The following is a 19817-nucleotide window of genomic DNA, read 5'->3' as shown; positions in this document are numbered from 1 at the left end:
CTCCCAACGTCCGATCCGGAATTCCGTGATCCCAGAATGGCATTGTAGAACCGGAGGCGTCCTCCGTATAGTTAACGGAGGCACCCTCCGTTTTCTCCTCCACTGGAGGTCTACTCACCATGTCCACATCCTTGAGCACGGCTCCGGTCACCACCTCCGCCCCGACCCGGCGGCACCGCCCGTTACTCGCTCTCACCGCCATCGTCGGCACCCAGCTGATGCTGCTGCTGGATGCGACCGTGGTGAACGTCGCCCTGCCCGGCATAGGCTCCGACCTGGGCTTCTCCTCCACCGGTATGTCCTGGATCCTGAACGTCTACATCCTGTCGTTCGGCGGTCTGCTGCTCCTCGGCAGCCGGATCGGCGACCTCATCGGCCGCCGCCGCGCCCTGATCATCGGCGTGCTGGCCTTCACCGCTGCCTCGGTGGCCGGGGGATTCGCCACCGACGCGACGACGCTGCTCATCTCCCGCGGAGCCCAGGGAGCCGCCGCCGCCCTGGCCGCGCCCAGCACCCTCGCCCTGCTCACCACGACCTTCACCGAGGGCAGCGAGCGCAACCGCGCGCTCAGCGTGTTCGCCGCGATCTCCGGCGCCGGCTCCGCCGTCGGCCTCATCGTCGGCGGGATGCTCACCGAGTGGGGCTCCTGGCGCTGGGTGTTCTTCATCAACATCCCCGTCGGGCTCACCATCGCCGCGCTGGCCCCGCGCCACGTCGCCGAGACGGCCCGCCACCCCGGCGGCCGGTTCGACATCGCCGGAGCGCTCACCGGCACCCTCGGCATGGCCTCGCTCGTCTACGCGTTCATCCGCGTCGCCGACCAGGGCTGGAGCGACACCCGGGCGCTGACCACCTTCGGCGTGTCCGTCGCGCTGCTCGCCGCGTTCCTGGTCAACGAGGTACGGGTCGAGCGGCCGCTGGTCGTCCTGCGGCTCTTCGCCGACCGCAACCGGGCGCTGGCCTACGGCTGCATGCTGCTCATTCCGGCGGGCATGTTCGGGGTCTTCTACTTCTCGACCCAGTTCCTCCAGGGCGTGCTGGGCTACAGCCCGCTGCGTACCGGCTTCGCCTTCCTCCCGCTGGCGCTCCCGCTCTTCGTGGCGGCCCGCACCGCCCCGCGCGCCCTGGCCCGCTTCGGCGCCCAGCGCGTCGCGGCGACCGGCGCCCTGCTCTCGCTGAGCGGCACGCTGTGGCTCACGCAGCTCGACGCGGGCACCGGCTACGCGGGCGCGCTGCTCGGACCGCTGGCCCTGATCGGGGTGGGGGTCGGCTTCACGATGATGCCGCTCAACACCCTCATCCTGACGGGCGTCCAGCCGCGCGACGCCGGCTCGGCGTCCGGGCTGCTGCAGACGATGCAGCAGATCGGCGGCAGCCTGGGCCTGTCGATCCTGGTGACGGTCTTCGGCACCGCCTCCCGGGACGCCGGAGGCGGCGCGGGGGAGGTCTTCACGGCGGGCGCCACCGCCGCCTTCGCGGCCGCCGCCGTCTTCACCGGCCTGGCACTGCTGCTCGTGCTGGCCGTCCGGACCCCCGCGAAACGGTGAGGGTGGCGGACAGAGCGATGCCGGGCGGGCCCGATCGGGCCCGCCCGGCATCGTCACTCCGACCGACCGCGGATCAGTCCTTGATCTCGCAGATCAGCGCGCCCGAGGTGACCGAGGAGCCGACCTCGGCCGTCAGGCCCTTGATGGTCCCGGAGCGGTGCGCGTTGAGCGGCTGCTCCATCTTCATGGCCTCCAGGACGACGACGAGGTCGCCCTCGTTGACCTCCTGGCCCTCCTCGACCGCGACCTTGACGATGGTGCCCTGCATCGGGGATGCCAGGGAGTCGCCGGAAGCGGCCGAACCGGCCTTCTTGGTGCTGGCGCGGCGCGGCGCCTTCTTGTTCAGGCCGACCGGCATGGACGCGACACCGAGCGACGCCGGGAGGGAGACCTCCAGGCGCTTGCCGCCGACCTCGACGACCACCGTCTCGCGGGCCGGGGCCTCGTCGTCGTCGCCACCGACCGGCGCGAACGCCGTGATGGTGTTCTCGAACTCCGTCTCGATCCACCGGGTGTGGACGGTGAACGGCTCGGCCGATCCGCCCAGCTCGGGGGCGAACGCCGGGTCGGTCACGACCGCGCGGTGGAACGGGATGGCCGTGGCCATGCCCTCGACGCGGAACTCCGCCAGCGCACGGGCCGCACGCTGCAGCGCCTGCTGCCGCGTCGCCCCGGTCACGATCAGCTTGGCGAGCAGCGAGTCCCAGGCCGGGCCGATGACCGAGCCGGACTCGACGCCCGCGTCCAGCCGGACGCCGGGTCCCGACGGGGGCTGGAACGTGGTGACGGTGCCGGGAGCGGGCAGGAAGCCGCGGCCCGGGTCCTCGCCGTTGATACGGAACTCGATCGAGTGACCCCGCAGCACCGGGTCGCCGTAGCCGAGCTCCTCGCCGTCCGCGATCCGGAACATCTCGCGGACCAGGTCGATGCCGGAGACCTCCTCGGTGACCGGGTGCTCGACCTGCAGACGGGTGTTGACCTCCAGGAAGGAGATCGTGCCGTCCACGGCCACCAGGAACTCCACGGTGCCCGCGCCGACGTAGCCGGCCTCCTTGAGGATGGCCTTGGACGCCCGGTACAGCTCGGCGTTCTGCTCCTCGGTCAGGAACGGCGCCGGCGCCTCCTCCACCAGCTTCTGGTGGCGGCGCTGCAGCGAGCAGTCACGGGTGGAGACGACCACGACGTTGCCGTGGCTGTCGGCCAGGCACTGCGTCTCGACGTGGCGCGGCCGGTCCAGGTACCGCTCGACGAAGCACTCGCCGCGCCCGAAGGCGGCGACCGCCTCGCGGACCGCGGAGTCGAACAGCTCCGGGATCTCCTCGATGGTGCGCGCGACCTTCAGACCGCGCCCGCCACCGCCGAAGGCGGCCTTGATGGCGACCGGCAGCCCGTGCTGCCGGGCGAACTCGACGACCTCGTCGGGACCCGCGACCGGGTCCGGGGTGCCCGCGACGAGCGGGGCACCGGCGCGCAGCGCGATGTGACGCGCCGCCACCTTGTCACCGAGATCGCGGATCGCCTGCGGCGGCGGTCCGATCCAGGTCAGCCCGGCGTCCAGCACCGCCTGGGCGAACTCTGCGTTCTCGGACAGGAATCCGTATCCGGGGTGGATCGCGTCCGCCCCCGATTCGGCTGCGGCGGCAAGCACCTTGGCGTAGTCCAGATAGCTGGACGCCGGCGTGTCACCGCCCAACGCGTAGGCCTCGTCGGCCGCGCGGACATGCAGCGCGTCCCGATCCGGGTCTGCGTAGATGGCTACGCTGGCGATCCCGGCATCCCGGCAGGCGCGGGCGACGCGGACTGCAATTTCACCGCGGTTGGCGATGAGCACCTTGCGCACGATGGCTCCCTCCTTGAAACAAGCCGAGTTTAGTTACTGACGACACTTCATGCCGAGTCACCCCTACAGGTGAGCTTGCCCACACGGAGGGTGATTCGAGCGCTGGTCGAGCGTCCGAGTGCCTGCAAAATTCACGGTACGACCCCTTTCGTCCGGGTGCTGCAGGGCCCTCGGTGTGGTCCATGTCTCTCAGGGTGACTGAGGCCAGAATGGCGGATCCTTTGTGGGTTCTCCACGAATAGGGGGTCGAATCTTTGCTGGTCCGCCACCCCGAAAGGGTGGTGGGGTCACGGACCTTGCCGCGCGGACTACCCGTTAGTAGCCTTCGCGGTGCGTGATACCCGGGGTAACGGTTGCAGATTGAAGGGGGCAAGGTGCGCAGAGGTCTGGCCGCGACCACGGCTGTAGTGCTCATCCTGGAGGCGCTCGTCATCGCCTTCGTCCATGTGGTGCTCGGCCTCGTCGTGCGCAACCAGAGCATGTCGCTCGCCGGACTCGACTCCGACGTCATGGCCGTCGGTACCTTCGTCGGCGGTGCCCTGTTCGGTCTCTTCCTCATCGGCTGTGCCCTCGTCCCCGCGCGAGTAGCGCTCCGTGGCCGCCCGCCGGGCCGGTTCGGGCAGATCCTGCTCATCGTGTGCGCCGTCCTGCACGGGCTGCTGGGCGCGCTGGTGGTCGGCCTCGTCGGATGGGCCGCCTTCATCTTCATGATGCTGGTCATGGCGCTCGTCGTGGGCACCCTGGTGCTCTTCCCGGACACCGAGGAGAGCGGCAGCGCCGTCACGGCCAACGGTGGCGAGGTCCCGCCGCCGACCGCACCCGCCGCAGCCTAGGTCGTCGCGGCCGGCAGCGGGGCCCGGAGGCCTACTCCGTCCAGAGGTCGGTGATCCGTACGTCCAGGTCGCCCAGCAGCCGCCGCAGCGTCGGCAGGGAGAGCCCGATGACGTTGCCCGCGTCCCCGTCGATGCCGTCGACGAACGCGGCCGAGCGGCCGTCGAGGGTGAACGCCCCCGCCACGTACAGCGGCTCGCCGCTCGCGACGTAGGCGGCGATCTCGGCGTCGTCCGGCGACCCGAAGCGCACGGTCGTCGACGCGGTCACCGAGACCTGCTTGCCGTTCGCGGTGTCGATGACGCAGTGCCCGGTCCGCAGTACGCCCGAACGGCCGCGCATCGCCATCCACCGGGCGGTGGCCTCGGCGGCGTCCGCGGGCTTGCCCAGCGCCTCGCCGTCCAACTCCAGGACGGAGTCGCAGCCGACCACCAGCTCACCGCCGGTCAGCTCCGCCGCGACGGCCGCCGCCTTCGCCTCGGCCAGCACCTTCGCCAGCTCCGCCGGGTTCGCGGCCGTCAGCGCGTCCTCGTCGACCCCGCTCACCACGACCCGGGGATCGAGTCCGGCCTGCCGCAGCAGAGCGAGACGGGCGGGGGACGCGGAGGCCAGGACCAGGGGGCGGCGGGTGCTCATCGGGCCATCGTAATTCGGGCCGCCGCCGCTTCGGTGCCGGGGCGGAAAGGGGGCGGTGCCGGGGCGGAGCGCAGGCCTCGGGCGGTCAGCCGCGCCAGCCGACCAGCAGCATCAGCAGCGGCAGGGTCAGCGCGATGACGAGCATCGCGCGCCGCAGCATCGCCTGCACCTGCCGCATGTCCTCCGGCGGTTCGTCGCGCCGGTCGCGGTCCGACCACAACATGTCTTCCAGGTTGCGCCCAGGAAAAGACCCGCGCCTGAGTACGGGTACTCAGGCGCGGGCCGGGAGATGACTATTTCCTCAGCGCGGCCAGTAGGACGTGCGCCAGGCACCGGGACCCGGGCCGGGGACGGCGCGCGGCAGGTTGTGGGCCGGGGCGGCCCACTCGTCCGTCCGCTGCGGGCCGTCGGCGCTGCCCACCGACGCGGCGGCCCGCGCCTGGACCAGTGCCACGACGGCGGCAAGCTCCTCCGGGGTCGGATTTCCCCGCTCTACCTTGATCACCACGGGACGGCTCCTTCAGCGGTCGGGGGCGGCTGCGGACTGTCGGCTCGGTCGGTCCGCCGGCTCGGGCGGCCGGCGGGCCGGCGGCTACAGGGGGATGTTGCCGTGCTTCTTCGGCGGCAGGCTCTCGCGCTTGTTGCGCAGCGTCCGCAGCGCCTTGACGAGGTGCGAGCGCGTCTCGGACGGCATGATCACCGCGTCGATGTAACCGCGCTCGGCGGCCACGTACGGGTTCAGCAGCGTGTCCTCGTAGTCGGTGATCAGCTGCTGGCGCAGCTCCTCCACCGCCTCCGGCGTCTTGGCCTCGGCCAGCGTGCGGCGGTGCAGGATGTTCACCGCGCCCTGGGCGCCCATGACCGCGATCTGCGCGGTCGGCCACGCCAGGTTCAGGTCCGCGCCCAGGTGCTTGGAGCCCATCACGTCGTACGCGCCGCCGTATGCCTTGCGGGTGATGACGGTGATCAGCGGGACCGTCGCCTCCGCGTAGGCGTAGATCAGCTTGGCGCCGCGCCGGATGATGCCGTTCCACTCCTGGTCGGTGCCGGGCAGGAAGCCCGGCACGTCCACGAAGGTCACGACCGGGATGTTGAAGCTGTCGCAGGTGCGGACGAAGCGGGCGGCCTTCTCGGACGCGTCGATGTCCAGGCAGCCCGCGAACTGCATCGGCTGGTTGGCGATGATGCCGACCGGGCGTCCCTCGATCCGGCCGAGGCCCGCGATGATGTTCGGCGCGAACAGGGCCTGCGTCTCCAGGAACTCACCGTCGTCGAGCACGTGCTCGATGACCTTGTGCATGTCGTACGGCTGGTTCGCGGAGTCCGGGATCAGGACGTCCAGGTCCAGGTCCTCGGCGCTGGTCGCCAGATCGGCCTCGACCGGGTAGGCCGGGGCCTCGGCGAGGTTGTTGGACGGCAGGTAGGACAGCAGTGCCTTCACGTACTCGATGGCGTCCTTCTCGTCACCCGCCATGTGGTGCGCGTTCCCGGACGTCGTGTTGTGGGTGCGGGCGCCGCCCAGCTCCTCCATGGCGACGTCCTCGCCGGTCACCGTCTTGATCACGTCGGGCCCGGTGATGAACATGTGCGAGGTCTGGTCGACCATCACCACGAAGTCCGTGATGGCCGGCGAGTACACCGCGCCGCCCGCGCACGGGCCCACGATCAGCGAGATCTGCGGGATCACACCGGAGGCGTGGGTGTTGCGGCGGAAGATCTCGCCGTACATGCCCAGCGAGGCCACACCCTCCTGGATGCGGGCGCCGCCGGAGTCGTTGATGCCGATGATCGGGCAGCCGGTCTTCATCGCCCAGTCCATGACCTTGACGATCTTCTCGCCGTAGACCTCGCCCAGGGCGCCGCCGAAGACGGTGAAGTCCTGGGAGAAGACGGCCACCGGGCGGCCCTCGACCGTGCCGTACCCCGTGACGACGCCGTCGCCGTAGGGACGGGTCTTCTCCAGGCTGAAGTTGGTCGACCGGTGGCGGGCGAGCTCGTCCAGCTCGACGAACGAGTCCTCGTCGAGGAGCAGTTCGACCCGCTCGCGGGCGGTCAGCTTGCCCTTGGCGTGCTGCTTCTCCACCGCGCGCTCGGAGCCGGCGTGCGTCGCCTCTTCGATACGGCGGCGCAAATCCGCGAGCTTGCCCGCGGTGGTGTGGATGTCGTGCTCCGGCTCGGCCATGGAGGCGGCTCTCCTGCTCTCGTGGGTCCTGTCGGGTCCTACTTGACTGGCGAGTAACGCTGTTTCGTAGCGTAACGGCGCGACTGCTTCTCCAGCAGTGCGGCGTTGGACACACTCCGCTCACGGGTCTTCTCCTAATCTGAACGGATGACGACTCCCAACCGCTGGTCCGACCTGGAGCGCCCCCCTCTCGGTGAGGCCGCGCTGCGCCGCGCGGTCATCGCGCCGGACAGCCCCTGGACGTCCCTCGACGTCGTCGAGGCCACCGGTTCCACCAACAGCGACCTCGCGGAACGTGCCAGGGCGGGCGCCGCCGAAGGCGCCGTGCTCGTCGCGGAGGAGCAGACCGCGGGACGCGGCCGGCTCGACCGGCAGTGGTCGGCGCCGCCGCGCTCCGGCCTCTTCTTCTCGGTGCTGCTGCGGCCGGCCGACGTGCCGGTGGAGCGCTGGGGCTGGCTGCCGCTGCTCGCCGGGGTGGCCACCGCCACCGCGCTGTCGCGGGCGGCCGGCGTCGACACGGCACTCAAATGGCCCAACGACCTGCTGGTGACCATCGACGGCGAGGAGCGCAAGACCGGCGGCATCCTCGCCGAGCGCACGGGTGGGGGCACCTCCCGGACGGAGTTCGGGGGAGGCGTCGTCATCGGCATCGGCATCAACGTGTCGCTGCGCACCGACGAGCTGCCCGTCCCCGCCGCCGGCTCGCTGGCCCTCGCCGGCGCCAAGGGCACCGACCGGGACCCGCTGCTCCGCGCGGTGCTGCGCTCCCTCGCCGACTGGTACACCGCATGGCGCGCGGCGGGCGGCGACCCGGCCGCCTCCCGCCTCCAGCAGACGTACGCGGCCGGCTGCGCGACGCTCGGCCGCGAGGTCCGCGCCGAGCTGCCCGGCGGGCGCGAGCTGGCCGGCACCGCGGTGGGCGTGGACGACGACGGCCGGCTGGTGCTCGCCACCGCGGACGGGGAGCAGGCGGTCGGCGCGGGCGACGTCGTCCACATCCGCCGGGCGTAGGCGCGCGTAGGGCCGTCGACCGCCGCGTCTTGCGGACCGGGCAGGTGACGTGAGCTACGGCACACCTGCCGTATCGTTGAGGCGGCGCGTCGGCTTGATGATCGGAAGGGCTCGGACGGATTGCGCAGGGATCTGACAGGGGGCGGAGGGTGAGCGTGGACGACGCGGACCTTCCCCCGCACGCGACGGACCCGGGCACCGGCCCGGAGCCGGACGGGGGCGACCCCGACAAACCGGCCGACCCGGCCATCTCCGCCGACCCCGGTAACGGCGCGGACTCCACCGATCCCGCCGAGCATCCGCTGGCGCTGCGCCTCGAACACCTCATCCTCGGCGCCGGCCGCCAGTACACGCCGTTCCAGGCGGCCCGCACCGCCGGCGTCTCGATGGACCTCGCCTCCCGCTTCTGGCGCGCCATGGGCTTCGCCGACATCGGCCAGGCGAAGGCGCTCACCGAGGCCGACGTGCTCGCGCTGCGCCGCCTCGCCGGGCTCGTCGAGGCCGGGCTGCTGAGCGAGTCGATGGCCATCCAGGTCGCCCGCTCCACCGGCCAGACCACCGCCCGGCTGGCCGACTGGCAGACCGACTCCTTCCTCGAAGGGCTCACCGAGCCGCCCGAGCCCGGCATGACGCGGGCCGAGGTCGCCTACCCGCTCGTCGAACTGCTCCTGCCCGAGCTGGAGGAGTTCCTCATCTACGTCTGGCGGCGCCAGCTGGCCGCCGCCACCAGCCGCGTCGTGCAGTCCGACGACGAGGAGGCCGTCGACCGGCGGCTCGCCGTGGGCTTCGCCGACCTCGTCGGCTTCACCCGGCTCACCCGGCGGCTGGAGGAGGAGGAGCTCGGCGAGCTCGTCGAGGCCTTCGAGACCACGGCGGCCGACCAGGTCGCCGCGTACGGGGGCCGCCTGATCAAGACGCTCGGCGACGAGGTGCTGTACGTCGCCGACGACCCCGGCACCGCCGCCGAGATCTCGCTGCGGCTCATCGAGACGATGACCGGCGACGAGTCCATGCCCGCGCTGCGCGTCGGGATGGCCTTCGGGACCGTGACGACACGGATGGGCGACGTCTTCGGCACCACCGTGAACCTCGCGAGCCGTCTGACGTCCATAGCTCCACGGGACGCCGTCCTCGTCGACGGTGACTTCGCGCAGGCGCTCGGCGAGGCGGGCGACGCGCCCGTCTCCGAGGTCGACGCCTCCGCGGACGACAAGTACCGCTTCGCCCTCCAGCCGATGTGGCGCCGCCCGGTCCGCGGCCTCGGGGTCGTCGAACCCTGGCTGCTCACCCGCAGAACCTGACGCCCCGCGCGGGCCCCGCGCAGCGAACCCGCCGGGCCGGGCCGGGTTGCCTGCTCTGCCGCGCGGCAGGCGGGGCTGGCATGATCCGGGGCATGACGGAGTCTGAAGTGCGGTTCGGGGAATGGGTCGCCGTGCGGCGGCATGGCGCGCGCGTGGCGGAGTTGGTGCTGGATCGCCCCAAGGCGATGAACGCCATCTCGACGGAGATGGCCGGGAGCGTGGCGGCGGCGTGTGCGGCGCTCGCCGCCGACCGGACGGTCAGCGTCGTGGTGCTGACGTCCACCCACGAGCGGGCGTTCTGCGTCGGCGCGGACCTGAAGGAGCGCAACTCCTTCACGGACGCCGACCTCGGCCGGCAGCGGCCGCACACCCGGGCGGCGTACACGTCGGTGCTGGAACTGCCGATGCCGTCGATCGCCGCGGTGCACGGCTTCGCGCTCGGCGGCGGGTTCGAGCTGGCGCTGTCCTGCGATGTGATCGTGGCGGACGCCACGGCCGTGGTGGGGCTCCCGGAGGTCTCGGTGGGTGTCATCCCCGGCGGCGGCGGCACGCAGCTGCTGCCCCGCAGGGTCGGCGCGGCACGGGCCGCCGAGCTGATCTTCACGGCGCGCCGGGTGCCGGCCGAGGAGGCCCGTGAGCTGGGGCTCGTCGACATCCTGGCCGCCGCGGGCGAGGACCGCGCGGACGCGCTGGCCCTCGCGGAGCGCATGGCGGCGAACTCGCCGGTGGGTCTGCGGGCCGCGAAGCGGGCGCTGCGGCTGGGGCACGGGCTGGATCTGCGGGCCGGGCTGGACGTCGAGGACGCGGCGTGGCGGACGGTCGCGTTCTCCGGCGACCGGGCCGAGGGCGTGGCGGCGTTCAACGAGAAGCGGACGCCGGAGTGGCCGGGGGAGTGACCAGAAGGCTGATGGGCAAAAGGTAAATCAGCTGAGGGAGTAGTCAAACAGCCCCAAGGCAGACATTTGTTCTTAACCTGGTGGGATGGGTGACGGGACGGCCGATCGGCGGCTGCGAGCGGTCGTGGAGTTGGCGCAGGGGATGGCGGCCGCTCAGGACCCGGGCGAGGCGGTACGGGTGGCCGCCGCCAAGGCGCGCTGCGCGATGGGCGGGTCGTTCGCTGCGCTGTCGTCGTGGGAACGGGGATCGGGCCAGCTCAGGGTGCTCGTCAACGACGGCGACCTGGCACCCGGCGAGCTCCCGGAGCCGCAGGACGAGACCTATCCCGTGAACGACTTCCCGGAGATCGTCGAGTTCCTGCACGGGCAATGGGCCGGCGGCGGGGAACCGCACGCCTGGGTCGAGACGGCGGACGGCGCGCCGCAGGGCACCGGCGCGTACTGCCACCAGCGGGTCGCCGCCCTGCGGCGGCGCGGGCGCGGCTGCTGCGTCGTCGCGCCGATCGTGCTGCACGGGCGCGCCTGGGGCGAGCTGTACGTGGCGCGGGGGGCGGGAGAGCCGGTCTTCGACCGGGAGGACGCGGACTTCGCGACCGTCCTGGCCGCCGTGATCGCGGCCGGGATCTCGCAGACCGAACGGCTCGCCGAGGTGCAGCGGCTGGCCTTCTCCGACCCGCTGACCGGGCTCGGGAACCGGCGCGCGGTCGATGTCCGGCTCGACGAGGCACTGGAGCTGCACCGGGTGGCCGAAACCGTGGTGAGCCTGGTGGTGTGCGATCTGAACGGCCTGAAGAAGGTGAACGACCGGCTCGGGCACGCGGTCGGGGACCAACTGCTGGAACGTTTCGGCTCCGTCCTGTCGCTGTGCGGAGCGCTCCTGCCGGGAAGCCTGGCGGCCCGGCTCGGTGGCGACGAGTTCTGCCTCCTCGCGGTCGGCCAGAGCGCGGACGAGGTGGTGGGCGCGGCCGAGGAGCTGTGCCGGCGGGCCGCCGAGCTGGACGTGGGCGAGGGCGTCGCGTGCGGGGTCGCCTCGACGGGCGACCCGATCGGGCCGGTACGCACCGCCCGCCGGCTCTTCCGCCTCGCGGACGCCGCCCAGTACCGGGCCAAGGCGCTGCGCTCGACCACGCCCGTCGTCGCCGGGCGCGGCGGCCCGGACGACCCCGTCGTACGCCTCGCGGACCAGCCGCCCGCGCCGGAGGGGGAGCGGCGACGGATCCGCGGGGGGCACCGGCCCTGACGGACGGACGGACGGAGGGGCGTGCGGGCGGGCTGTGCCCGGCCGCGAGCGGTCGTGGGGGAGGGTCCGCCAAGATCGCCTGCGAAGGTAAGGAGTGACAGGCAGCGATTCACTCTCTAGGGTGCGTGAATATGAATATGCATAACGTGGTCATCGGCGCCGACGGCGCGAGCGCGGACGACGTCCTGGCCGTGGCTCGCGGCGGCGCGAAGGTGGAACTGTCGCAGCAGGCACTGACCGGGATCGCCGCGTCGCGGCAGGTCATCGAGGCGCTGGCGGCCAAGCCCGAGCCGGTCTACGGCGTGTCCACGGGCTTCGGCGCGCTGGCCGTCCGCCACATCAGCCCGGAGCTGCGTGCCCAGTTGCAGCGCTCCCTGGTGCGTTCGCACGCCGCCGGCATGGGTCCCGGCGTGGAGCGCGAGGTCGTACGCGGCCTGATGTTCCTCCGGCTGAAGACGCTCGCGTCCGGCCGCACCGGTGTGCGTCCGGTCGTCGCCGAGACGATGGCGGCGATCCTGAACGCCGGGATCACCCCCGTCGTGCACGAGTACGGCTCGCTCGGCTGCTCCGGCGACCTCGCACCCCTCGCCCACTGCGCGCAGGTGCTGATGGGCGAAGGCGTGGCCGAAGGCCCTGACGGAACGATTCGTCCGGCCGGCGAGCTGCTCGCCGAGGCCGGCATCGAGCCGGTGGAGCTGCGCGAGAAGGAGGGCCTGGCCCTCATCAACGGCACCGACGGCATGCTCGGCATGCTCGTGATGGCGTGCGCGGACCTCGCCCAGCTCTTCACCGCGGCCGACATCACCGCCGCGCTCTCGCTGGAGGCGCTGCTCGGCACCGAGCGCGTCCTCGCGCCCGAACTGCACGCCATCCGCCCGCACCCGGGCCAGGCCGCGAGCGCCGAGAACATGCGCCGCGTGCTGGAGGGCTCCGGCTTCACCGGCCACCACCAGGACGACGCCCCGCGCGTGCAGGACGCCTACTCGATCCGCTGCGCGCCGCAGGTCGCGGGCGCCGGCCGGGACACCCTCGCGCACGCCCGCCTGGTGGCCGACCGCGAGCTGATCTCCGCCGTCGACAACCCCGTGGTGCTGCCCGACGGCCGCGTGGAGTCCAACGGCAACTTCCACGGCGCGCCCGTCGCGTACGTCCTGGACTTCCTGGCGATCGCCGCCGCCGACCTCGGCAGCATCGCCGAGCGGCGCACCGACCGGCTGCTCGACAAGTCGCGCTCGCACGGCCTGCCGGCGTTCCTCGCCGACGACCCGGGCGTGGACTCCGGCCTGATGATCGCCCAGTACACGCAGGCCGCGCTGGTCAGCGAGATGAAGCGGCTGGCGGTCCCGGCCTCCGTGGACTCCATCCCGTCGTCCGCGATGCAGGAGGACCACGTCTCGATGGGCTGGTCCGCGGCCCGCAAGCTGCGTACCGCGGTCGACAACCTGGCGCGGATCATCGCGGTCGAGCTGTTCGCCGCGACCCGCGCCATCGAGATGCGCGAGAAGCTCACCGGGAACGGCCTGCGGCCCGCTCCGGCGACCCGGGCGATCGTGGCGGCGGTCCGTGAGGCGGGCATCGACGGCGTCGGCCCGGACCGTTTCCTGTCACCCGACCTGGAGGCCGCGTACGCGTTCGTCCGGGCCGGAAAGCTCACCGAGGCGGCCGAGTCGGTGACGGGGCCGCTGGCCTGACGCCTGATCAGTCGTGGGGCCGCGGGTCCGACTGCTGAGCGTGACGACGGAGGGGGCGCACACCCGCGGGTGTGCGTCCCCCGGCGCGTCGGAGCGCCTGCGCGGGAGGGGCGGCCGGTGTTCGGCGCAGGCCCCGGACCGTCGACGAGGCACGCGGCCCCGACGGTCGGTCAGGGGGTGCTGTCCGCCGTGCCGGTGGCCGGGAGATGGAGTGTCCCGGTCGTCGAAGTCGTCGGTCCTGAGGCCGCCGCGGGCGCCTTGACCTGCGCGGCAGGGGCAGGATCCGGGCTGGCGGTGGCGGACGGCACGAAGTAGAGCGCGGCCAGGACGGAGGCCGCGGCGGCGGCGACGAACGGGCGCGGAGAAGCCAGAGGAGAGGTCAACGGATCCCCCATTGGGTGCGGCGACTTGACCGTAGACGCCGATGGTAGTGACCTGGTGTGCCTGGTGGGAAGCCGGCGCTCCGGCGTTTACGCTCCGTGGCATGAGCACTACTGAGATTCCCCGTGGCGAGAGTGGCCCGCGCTATGTACGACTCCAGGTCGAGCTCGTTCTCGAGGTCACCGAAGAGCAGGAAATGACCGCTGCCGCGCTGGAGCACATCGCCTCCGACGCGGAGATGCCCGCCGAGGAGCGGACCCACGCCGAGGCGGCCGTCAAGCAGGACGAGTCCGAGGCGCTGGCCTACCTCATCGACCCGTTCGACCTGGTCACGTCGGTCCCCGGGATCGAACTCGTGCAGGCCTCGTGGTCCTGTGCGCACACCGAGTACGACCCCGAGTCCGACGAGTGGGACATGTACGACGACGACGATGCCGCCGAGGAGGACGCCGAGGAGGACGTCCAGGAGGCCACTACGACGGCCTGATGGCGGTCTGACCAGCACATCTCCCCGACCCCGGGCCGTTCGGCGGCCCGGGGTTCCGTACGTGGGCCTCGACACACTTTCCGGACAAACGGAACGGACCCCTAGCGGTCCGTGTTCCTCTGGGTATGGAAGAGGCTCGTTTCCGGATCCATCTCGTCCGGATCCGTCGCCCGCGGGGACGCGGGTCGGGAACGGGCGTTCGTAGGCATTGGAGATCTGTGTGAAGTCGCCCGGCACCGCCATCGGCCCCGTCCAGGGCACGACGCCCGACCAGCACGCGCGCTCGCGGCGCAGGCGGCGCACCGGACTGACGGTCGCCGCGGTGGTGCTCGGCGGCGCGGTCGCGCTCACGGCGTGCGGCGGCGGTTCCGACAACGCCGGCGGCGCCGCGGCGGACAAGGGCAAGACGCAGGCGGACGTCGACGCGGCGGCCGCCAAGGACGCCTCGGACGCCAAGATCGTCATCACCCCGAAGACGGGGACCACCAACGCGAGCATCGCCAGCGGCACCAAGGTCGCCGTGACCGAGGGCAAGCTCACCGCGGTCGCCATGACCGAGGTCGTCAGCGGCAAGGCCGTCACGGGCGCGATAGCCGGCGACGGGCTGAGCTGGAAGCCGGCCGCGTCGCTCGACCGCGGCAAGAAGTACAAGGTCGCGGCCACCGCGCAGGACGCGAAGGGCCGCACCGTCACCGAGACCTCCAGCTTCGGCACCGTCTCCGCGAGCAACAGCTTCATCGGCTACTTCACGCCGGAGGACGGCTCCACGGTCGGCGTCGGCATGCCGGTGTCGATCAAGTTCGACAAGGCCGTCACCAACAAGAAGGCCGTCGAGTCCGCGATCAAGGTGGCGTCCAGCAGCGGCCAGACGGTCGTGGGCCACTGGTTCGGCTCCACGCGGCTGGACTTCCGTCCCCAGGAGTACTGGAAGGCCGGCTCGAACGTCACCGTCAAGCTGAACCTCGACGGCGTCGAGGGTTCCACGGGCGTCTACGGCGTCCAGAACAAGGACGTCAACTTCACCGTCGGCCGGTCCCAGGTCTCGACGGTCGACGCCCACACCAAGACGATGACGATCGTCCGCGACGGCAAGACGATCAAGACCATCCCGATCTCCGCCGGCTCGACCGAGCACCCGACCTACAACGGTCAGATGGTGATCTCCGAGAAGTACACGCAGACACGCATGAACGGCGACTCGGTCGGCTTCGCGGGCGAGTACGACATCCCCGACGTCCCGCACGCCATGCGGCTGAGCTCCTCGGGCACGTTCATCCACGGCAACTACTGGGGCAACAAGTCGATCTTCGGCTCGGCCAACACCAGCCACGGCTGCATAGGCCTCAGTGACGCCAAGGGCGCCAAGGACCCGGACACGCTGGGCGCCTGGTTCTACAACAACTCGGTGATCGGCGACGTCGTCGTCATGAAGAACTCCCCCGACAAGACCGTCCAGCCGGACAACGGGCTGAACGGGTGGAACATGACGTGGAGCGCGTGGAGCGCGGGATCGGCACTGGGCGCCACGTCCTGACCTGCGGTCGGCCTGCAGGGTCGGGTTTCGGTCGGGTTCGTCGCCGCGCGGGCGACGGCGCCCTGCGCTTGCGCGGCTTCCGGCTGATTCGGCCTAGCGGGCCGTCCATTCCGACGGGTCGTCCAGGACTGCGCGGATCGCGCTGTAGGCCGCGCCCAGGAGGACGCCGTCGCGGCCCAGGCGGGACTCGACCACCAGCGCGCCGCCGCCCGTGACGCGCTCGCCCAGCTCCCGCCGCACACCCGGCAGCAGCCACGGCGCCAGCTCGGAGAGCGGGCCGCCGAGGACCACCGCCTGCGGGTCGAGTAGGTTCACGGCGCCGCTCAGCGCGATGCCGAGCGCCCGGCCGGCGGCCTCCAGGGCCGCCAGCGCGGGCGCGTCGTCGTCCGCGGCCGCCGTGCGCAGCGCCTTGAGGCGCCCCGGCAGCTCCGGGGCGATGCCCGCGGCCCGCAGCACCGCCTCCTCGCCCGCGTACTGCTCCAGGCAGCCGCGCGCCCCGCACGAGCAGCGCGGGCCATCCGGGTAGACCGGGACGTGCCCGAGCTCGCCGGCGAAGCCGCGCGCTCCGCGGAAGAGGCCGCCGTTGATGACGAGGGCCGCACCGATGCCGATCTCCGCCGAGACGTGGATGAAGTCGGTGAGGGGCGTCCGGGCGGTGGGGGCGCCGGGTGTCTCAGGGGTGCCGGGGGTGCCGGGGGTGCCGGAGGCGCCGGGTGGGGTCTCCCCGCCGCTCAGCCACAGTTCCGCCAGCGCACCCAGGTTCGCCTCGTTCTCGACGGTGAGCGTGGTGCGCTCGTCCTTCCAGCCGAGGTTCGGCGCCCGCAGCACCGTGTGGTGGTCCCGGCCCACCAGGCCGGGGACCGCGACGGTCAGTCCGGCCGGCCGCAGCCCCAGCCCCACCGCCTCCTCCGTCACCTGCCGGACGAGCCCCTCCAGCTCCCCGAGCGTCTGAGCGGCGGCCCGGCCGCGGTTGCGGGACTCGACCGTCGCCCGGGCCCGCACGGTGCCGCGCAGGTCCACGACGCACGCCGCGAGGTGGTCCACGCCCACTTCGGCGCCGATCCCGGCGGGGCCGCGCGCGCTGAGCGCGAGGGCGGTGCCGGGGCGGCCCACGGTGCCGGGGCGCTGCGCGCCGAGCTCCGAGACGAGGCCGGCCGCGATGAGGTCGTCGACGAGCGTCGAGACCGTGGCCCTCGTGAGGCCGACCTCGGCGGCGACCGCTGCCCGGGACTTGTCGCCGGTGGCGACGGCGTGCAGGACTCTGGACAGGTTGCGGCGGCGCAGGGCGGCCTGGGGGCCGGTTCCGTTGGCCACGGGGCTCCGTTCTTCGGGTCGGGGGCCGGGCCCTCCGGTGCAGGGGTCCGAAATCGTATATTTACGGGCGTGGCCGCCCACAAATACACGGCAGCATTTCGGACTCCTGCACCTGCGGACCCGTCCCCCTTCGGTTCGAGCCACCCGTTGGGGCGGTTGCTCGGCGGCTTCCCGGAACGCCGCGTCAGCTGGTGGCTTCCAGTGCTGCGGCCAGGTATTCCAGCGCGGCGTCGTCGCGTTCGATCGGATCGTAGACCGGTCCTGCCGCCGTGCCCCAGCGGGTGGCGATCGCCGCGGGCGATTCGCCGGTGAGCAGGGCGGCTGCCTGGGCGGCGGCGCCGAGGGCTACGAGGTCGTCGGCGTCGGGGATCTGGACCGCGCGTCCGGACAGCCGGCGGACGGTCTGCCGCCAGGCGGTGCCGCGGGCGCCGCCGCCGATCAGGAGGAGAGGTTCGTCGGACGGCCGGTCGTCGACTGCCAGGACCAGGTCCAGGGCGGTGAGCAGGGTGTACGTGGCGCCGTCGTAGGCGGCCTGGAGGATCTGGCCGGGCGTGGTGTCGTGGCGCAGGCCGGTGAGGGTGCCCGAGGCGTGGGGGAGGTTGGGGGTGCGCTCTCCGTCGAGGAAGGGCAGGAGGGTGATCGCGGTGTTGGGCTCGACCGCTTCCCGGGTGATGCCGAGGAGCTGGGAGATCTTGTCCACAGCCTGTGTGCAGTTCAGCGTGCAGGCGAGCGGGAGCCAGCCGCCGTGCGCTCCCGCGAAGCCGGCGACCGTGCCCGTCGGGTCGGCGGGGCGGTTGACCGAGGGGGTGTAGACGGTGCCCGACGTGCCCAGGCTGAGCGCGGCGCGGCCGGGGGCCAGGCCGAGGCCGAGGGCGGCCGCGGCGTTGTCGCCGGTGCCGGAGGCGACCGGGATGCCGGGCGGGAGGGGGAGGCCGTGGAGCGTTGGGCCCGCTGACCCGCCCGGGTTCAGCACGCGGGGGAGGAGTGCCTCGTCGAGGTCGACGGCGGTGAGGACGGCGTCGTCGTAGGTCTCGGTGTCCGAGGCCCACCAGCCGGTTCCCGAGACGTCGCCGCGGTCCGTGACGGCCTGACCCGTCAGCCGTTCGGTGAGGAAGTCGTGCGGCAGCCGCACGCCCGCTGTCGCGGCGGCGACGGCCGGTTCGTTCTCGCGCAGCCAGGCCCATTTGGCGACGGTGAAGGCGGCGCCGGGCACCGAGCCGAAGCGCTCGGCCCAGTGCTTCGCGCCGAAGCGCGCGACGAGTGCCTCGGCCTGGGGCGCCGATCGCACGTCGTTCCAGAGGAGGGCGGGCCGCAGCGCCGCTCCTGACGCGTCGAGGGTGACCAGGCCGTGCTGCTGCCCGCCGACGGAAATCGCTCCGGGGGCCGTGGTCACCTGGGCCCGCAGCTCGGTGAGGGTGCTGGTCAGGGCCTGCCACCAGACCTCCGGGTGGGTTTCCCGTCTCCCGCCCCCGCTGACCGCGTGCGGTGCCCGGGCGCGTGCCAGCACCTCGCCGGTGTCCACGCGGACCGCCAGCGCCTTCGTCGACTGGGTGGAGCTGTCCACCCCGATCACGACCGTTGACTCCATGAAACGACCCTCTCTCTTCCCATCGCGGCTTCCGCATACTAATTTGTTTAACGGTCTTACGAATAGGAGCAAGCGTCATGAGTCTCACCCCCACCCCGGATCACAAGTTCACTTTCGGCCTCTGGACGGTCGGCTGGCAGGGCCGTGACCCGTTCGGCGACGCGACCCGTCCCGCCCTCGACCCGGTCGAGTCCGTCACCCGCCTCGCCGAGCTGGGCGCGTACGGCGTGACGTTCCACGACGATGACCTCATCCCGTTCGGCGCCACCGAGGTCGAGCGCGAGGCGCACATCAAGCGCTTCCGGCAGGCCCTGGACGCGACCGGTCTGGTGGTGCCCATGGCCACCACGAACCTCTTCACGCACCCGGTCTTCAAGGACGGCGCCTTCACGTCCAACGACCGCGACGTCCGGCGGTACGCGCTGCGCAAGACCATCCGCAACATCGACCTCGCCGTCGAGCTCGGTGCGCAGGTCTACGTCGCCTGGGGCGGCCGGGAGGGCGCGGAGTCCGGGGCGGCGAAGGACGTCCGGGTCGCGCTGGACCGGATGAAGGAGGCGTTCGACCTGCTCAGCGAGTACGTGCTGGGGCAGGGGTACGACCTGCGGTTCGCCGTGGAGCCCAAGCCGAACGAGCCGCGCGGCGACATCCTGCTGCCGACCGTCGGCCACGCGCTCGCCTTCATCAACGAGCTGGAGCACCCGGAGATGGTCGGGGTGAACCCCGAGACCGGCCACGAGCAGATGGCCGGGCTCAACTTCACGCACGGCATCGCGCAGGCGCTGTGGCACGACAAGCTCTTCCACATCGACCTCAACGGCCAGACCGGCATCAAGTACGACCAGGACCTGCGCTTCGGCGCGGGCAACCTGCGCGACGCGTTCTGGCTCGTCGACCTGCTGGAGACCGCCGGCTACGAAGGGCCCCGGCACTTCGACTTCAAGCCGCCGCGTACCGAGGACTTCGACGGCGTCTGGGCCTCGGCCGAGGGCTGCATGCGCAACTACCTGCTGCTCAAGGAGCGCGCCGCCGCGTTCCGCGCCGACCCGGCCGTCCAGGAAGCCCTCAGGGCGTCCCGGCTCGACGAGCTGGCGCAGCCGACGCTGGGCGAGGGCGAGACCCTGGCCGAACTGCTCGGCGACCGCTCCGCGTTCGAGGAGTTCGACGTCGAGGCGGCGGCGGTCAAGGGCATGGCGTTCGAGCAGCTCGACCAGCTGGCGATGGACCACCTGCTCGGTGCCCGCTGATTTCTCATCAGGCTCTCAGCCGCACCTCACCCGTTCATCACCGCGTGTTCCTACCGTGACGGCGCAGCGGGAGTACGAGAGGGTTCGCAAG

Annotated in this window: 18 protein-coding genes; 10 read left to right on the top strand and 8 right to left on the bottom strand. The window is 72.2% G+C overall.

Translation table 11 applies throughout. From position 1 onward, the window contains the following. Nucleotides 1-119 precede the first annotated feature (119 nt). Nucleotides 120-1547, top strand: coding sequence for an MFS transporter (locus tag O3X23_RS22360; protein ID WP_269273257.1), 1428 nt, complete (start codon nt 120-122; stop codon nt 1545-1547). A 73-nt stretch (nt 1548-1620) separates the two neighbouring features. On the opposite strand, the gene O3X23_RS22355 is transcribed toward O3X23_RS22360, so the two are convergent. Then, a complete protein-coding gene (locus O3X23_RS22355; RefSeq protein ID WP_269273256.1) occupies nt 1621-3387 on the bottom strand; it encodes an acetyl/propionyl/methylcrotonyl-CoA carboxylase subunit alpha in 1767 nt (588 codons plus the stop codon). 374 nt (nt 3388-3761) lie between these two features. Here O3X23_RS22355 and O3X23_RS22350 point away from each other — a divergent pair, with 374 nt between their 5' ends. Further along, nucleotides 3762-4220 carry a hypothetical protein gene (locus O3X23_RS22350; protein ID WP_269273255.1) on the top strand — a complete coding sequence of 153 codons (459 nt, stop codon included), beginning with the start codon at nt 3762-3764 and terminating at the stop codon, nt 4218-4220. Between the two features lie 31 nt (nt 4221-4251). On the opposite strand, the gene O3X23_RS22345 is transcribed toward O3X23_RS22350, so the two are convergent. The 4 genes from O3X23_RS22345 to O3X23_RS22330 form a co-directional block, all read right to left on the bottom strand. Next, a complete protein-coding gene (locus O3X23_RS22345) occupies nt 4252-4854 on the bottom strand; it encodes a nucleoside triphosphate pyrophosphatase (protein WP_269273254.1) in 603 nt (200 codons plus the stop codon). A gap of 85 nt (nt 4855-4939) precedes the next feature. Then, a complete protein-coding gene (mmpB, locus tag O3X23_RS22340; protein WP_269273253.1) occupies nt 4940-5077 on the bottom strand; it encodes a morphogenic membrane protein MmpB in 138 nt (45 codons plus the stop codon). A gap of 78 nt (nt 5078-5155) precedes the next feature. Next, nucleotides 5156-5359, bottom strand: a complete 204-nt coding sequence (locus tag O3X23_RS22335; RefSeq protein WP_269273285.1) for an acyl-CoA carboxylase subunit epsilon — start codon at nt 5357-5359, stop codon at nt 5156-5158. Nucleotides 5360-5446: 87 nt separating this feature from the next. Next, nucleotides 5447-7036 carry an acyl-CoA carboxylase subunit beta gene (locus tag O3X23_RS22330; RefSeq protein WP_269273252.1) on the bottom strand — a complete coding sequence of 530 codons (1590 nt, stop codon included), beginning with the start codon at nt 7034-7036 and terminating at the stop codon, nt 5447-5449. 147 nt (nt 7037-7183) lie between these two features. Here O3X23_RS22330 and O3X23_RS22325 point away from each other — a divergent pair, with 147 nt between their 5' ends. The 5 genes from O3X23_RS22325 to hutH all read left to right on the top strand — a co-directional run bounded on the left by O3X23_RS22325 (nt 7184) and on the right by hutH (nt 13175). Further along, nucleotides 7184-8047: a biotin--[acetyl-CoA-carboxylase] ligase gene (locus tag O3X23_RS22325; protein WP_269273251.1), complete on the top strand. Its 864-nt coding sequence runs from the start codon at nt 7184-7186 to the stop codon at nt 8045-8047. 149 nt (nt 8048-8196) lie between these two features. Beyond that, nucleotides 8197-9348, top strand: a complete 1152-nt coding sequence (locus O3X23_RS22320) for an adenylate/guanylate cyclase domain-containing protein (protein WP_443047933.1) — start codon at nt 8197-8199, stop codon at nt 9346-9348. Nucleotides 9349-9440: 92 nt separating this feature from the next. Continuing rightward, nucleotides 9441-10244 (top strand): enoyl-CoA hydratase/isomerase family protein, encoded by an 804-nt coding sequence (locus tag O3X23_RS22315; protein WP_269273250.1) that lies wholly within the window; start codon nt 9441-9443, stop codon nt 10242-10244. An 85-nt stretch (nt 10245-10329) separates the two neighbouring features. Beyond that, nucleotides 10330-11484 (top strand): GGDEF domain-containing protein, encoded by a 1155-nt coding sequence (locus O3X23_RS22310; protein WP_269273249.1) that lies wholly within the window; start codon nt 10330-10332, stop codon nt 11482-11484. 137 nt (nt 11485-11621) lie between these two features. Then, nucleotides 11622-13175, top strand: coding sequence for a histidine ammonia-lyase (gene hutH / locus O3X23_RS22305; RefSeq protein WP_269273248.1), 1554 nt, complete (start codon nt 11622-11624; stop codon nt 13173-13175). A 170-nt stretch (nt 13176-13345) separates the two neighbouring features. Here the strand turns inward: hutH and O3X23_RS22300 are convergent, their stop codons facing one another. Then, nucleotides 13346-13558: a hypothetical protein gene (locus O3X23_RS22300; RefSeq protein WP_269273247.1), complete on the bottom strand. Its 213-nt coding sequence runs from the start codon at nt 13556-13558 to the stop codon at nt 13346-13348. 101 nt (nt 13559-13659) lie between these two features. On the opposite strand from O3X23_RS22300, the gene O3X23_RS22295 reads away from it, so the two are divergent. Both O3X23_RS22295 and O3X23_RS22290 read left to right on the top strand, forming a co-directional pair. Continuing rightward, nucleotides 13660-14043: a hypothetical protein gene (locus O3X23_RS22295; protein ID WP_269273246.1), complete on the top strand. Its 384-nt coding sequence runs from the start codon at nt 13660-13662 to the stop codon at nt 14041-14043. Between the two features lie 307 nt (nt 14044-14350). Then, complete coding sequence (locus O3X23_RS22290; protein WP_443047936.1) at nt 14351-15577, top strand: L,D-transpeptidase; 1227 nt, start codon at nt 14351-14353, stop codon at nt 15575-15577. A gap of 93 nt (nt 15578-15670) precedes the next feature. Here the strand turns inward: O3X23_RS22290 and O3X23_RS22285 are convergent, their stop codons facing one another. Both O3X23_RS22285 and xylB read right to left on the bottom strand, forming a co-directional pair. Continuing rightward, nucleotides 15671-16891 (bottom strand): ROK family transcriptional regulator, encoded by a 1221-nt coding sequence (locus O3X23_RS22285; RefSeq protein ID WP_269273245.1) that lies wholly within the window; start codon nt 16889-16891, stop codon nt 15671-15673. 184 nt (nt 16892-17075) lie between these two features. Continuing rightward, nucleotides 17076-18479: a xylulokinase gene (gene xylB / locus O3X23_RS22280; protein ID WP_269273244.1), complete on the bottom strand. Its 1404-nt coding sequence runs from the start codon at nt 18477-18479 to the stop codon at nt 17076-17078. Between the two features lie 77 nt (nt 18480-18556). Between xylB and xylA the strand changes: the two genes are divergently transcribed. Next, nucleotides 18557-19726 (top strand): xylose isomerase, encoded by a 1170-nt coding sequence (gene xylA, locus O3X23_RS22275; protein WP_269273243.1) that lies wholly within the window; start codon nt 18557-18559, stop codon nt 19724-19726. Nucleotides 19727-19817 lie beyond the last annotated feature (91 nt).

The sequence above is a fragment of the Streptomyces sp. H39-S7 genome, from assembly GCF_027158205.1.
GTDB lineage: Bacteria > Actinomycetota > Actinomycetes > Streptomycetales > Streptomycetaceae > Actinacidiphila.
The sequence above is the reverse complement of the archived record's forward strand: the minus strand, read 5'-3'. Positions and strand labels throughout refer to the sequence as shown.

Bases quoted from the DNA above. Each gene is read 5' to 3' on its own strand.
- O3X23_RS22360 (WP_269273257.1), top strand. From the start codon at position 120: ATGTCCACATCCTTGAGCACGGCTCCGGTCACCACCTCCGCCCCGACC.
- O3X23_RS22345 (WP_269273254.1), bottom strand. From the start codon at position 4,854: ATGAGCACCCGCCGCCCCCTGGTCCTGGCCTCCGCGTCCCCCGCCCGT.
- mmpB (WP_269273253.1), bottom strand. From the start codon at position 5,077: ATGTTGTGGTCGGACCGCGACCGGCGCGACGAACCGCCGGAGGACATG.
- O3X23_RS22330 (WP_269273252.1), bottom strand. From the start codon at position 7,036: ATGGCCGAGCCGGAGCACGACATCCACACCACCGCGGGCAAGCTCGCG.
- O3X23_RS22325 (WP_269273251.1), top strand. From the start codon at position 7,184: ATGACGACTCCCAACCGCTGGTCCGACCTGGAGCGCCCCCCTCTCGGT.
- O3X23_RS22315 (WP_269273250.1), top strand. From the start codon at position 9,441: ATGACGGAGTCTGAAGTGCGGTTCGGGGAATGGGTCGCCGTGCGGCGG.
- O3X23_RS22310 (WP_269273249.1), top strand. From the start codon at position 10,330: ATGGGTGACGGGACGGCCGATCGGCGGCTGCGAGCGGTCGTGGAGTTG.
- hutH (WP_269273248.1), top strand. From the start codon at position 11,622: ATGCATAACGTGGTCATCGGCGCCGACGGCGCGAGCGCGGACGACGTC.
- O3X23_RS22295 (WP_269273246.1), top strand. From the start codon at position 13,660: ATGAGCACTACTGAGATTCCCCGTGGCGAGAGTGGCCCGCGCTATGTA.
- xylB (WP_269273244.1), bottom strand. From the start codon at position 18,479: ATGGAGTCAACGGTCGTGATCGGGGTGGACAGCTCCACCCAGTCGACG.
- xylA (WP_269273243.1), top strand. From the start codon at position 18,557: ATGAGTCTCACCCCCACCCCGGATCACAAGTTCACTTTCGGCCTCTGG.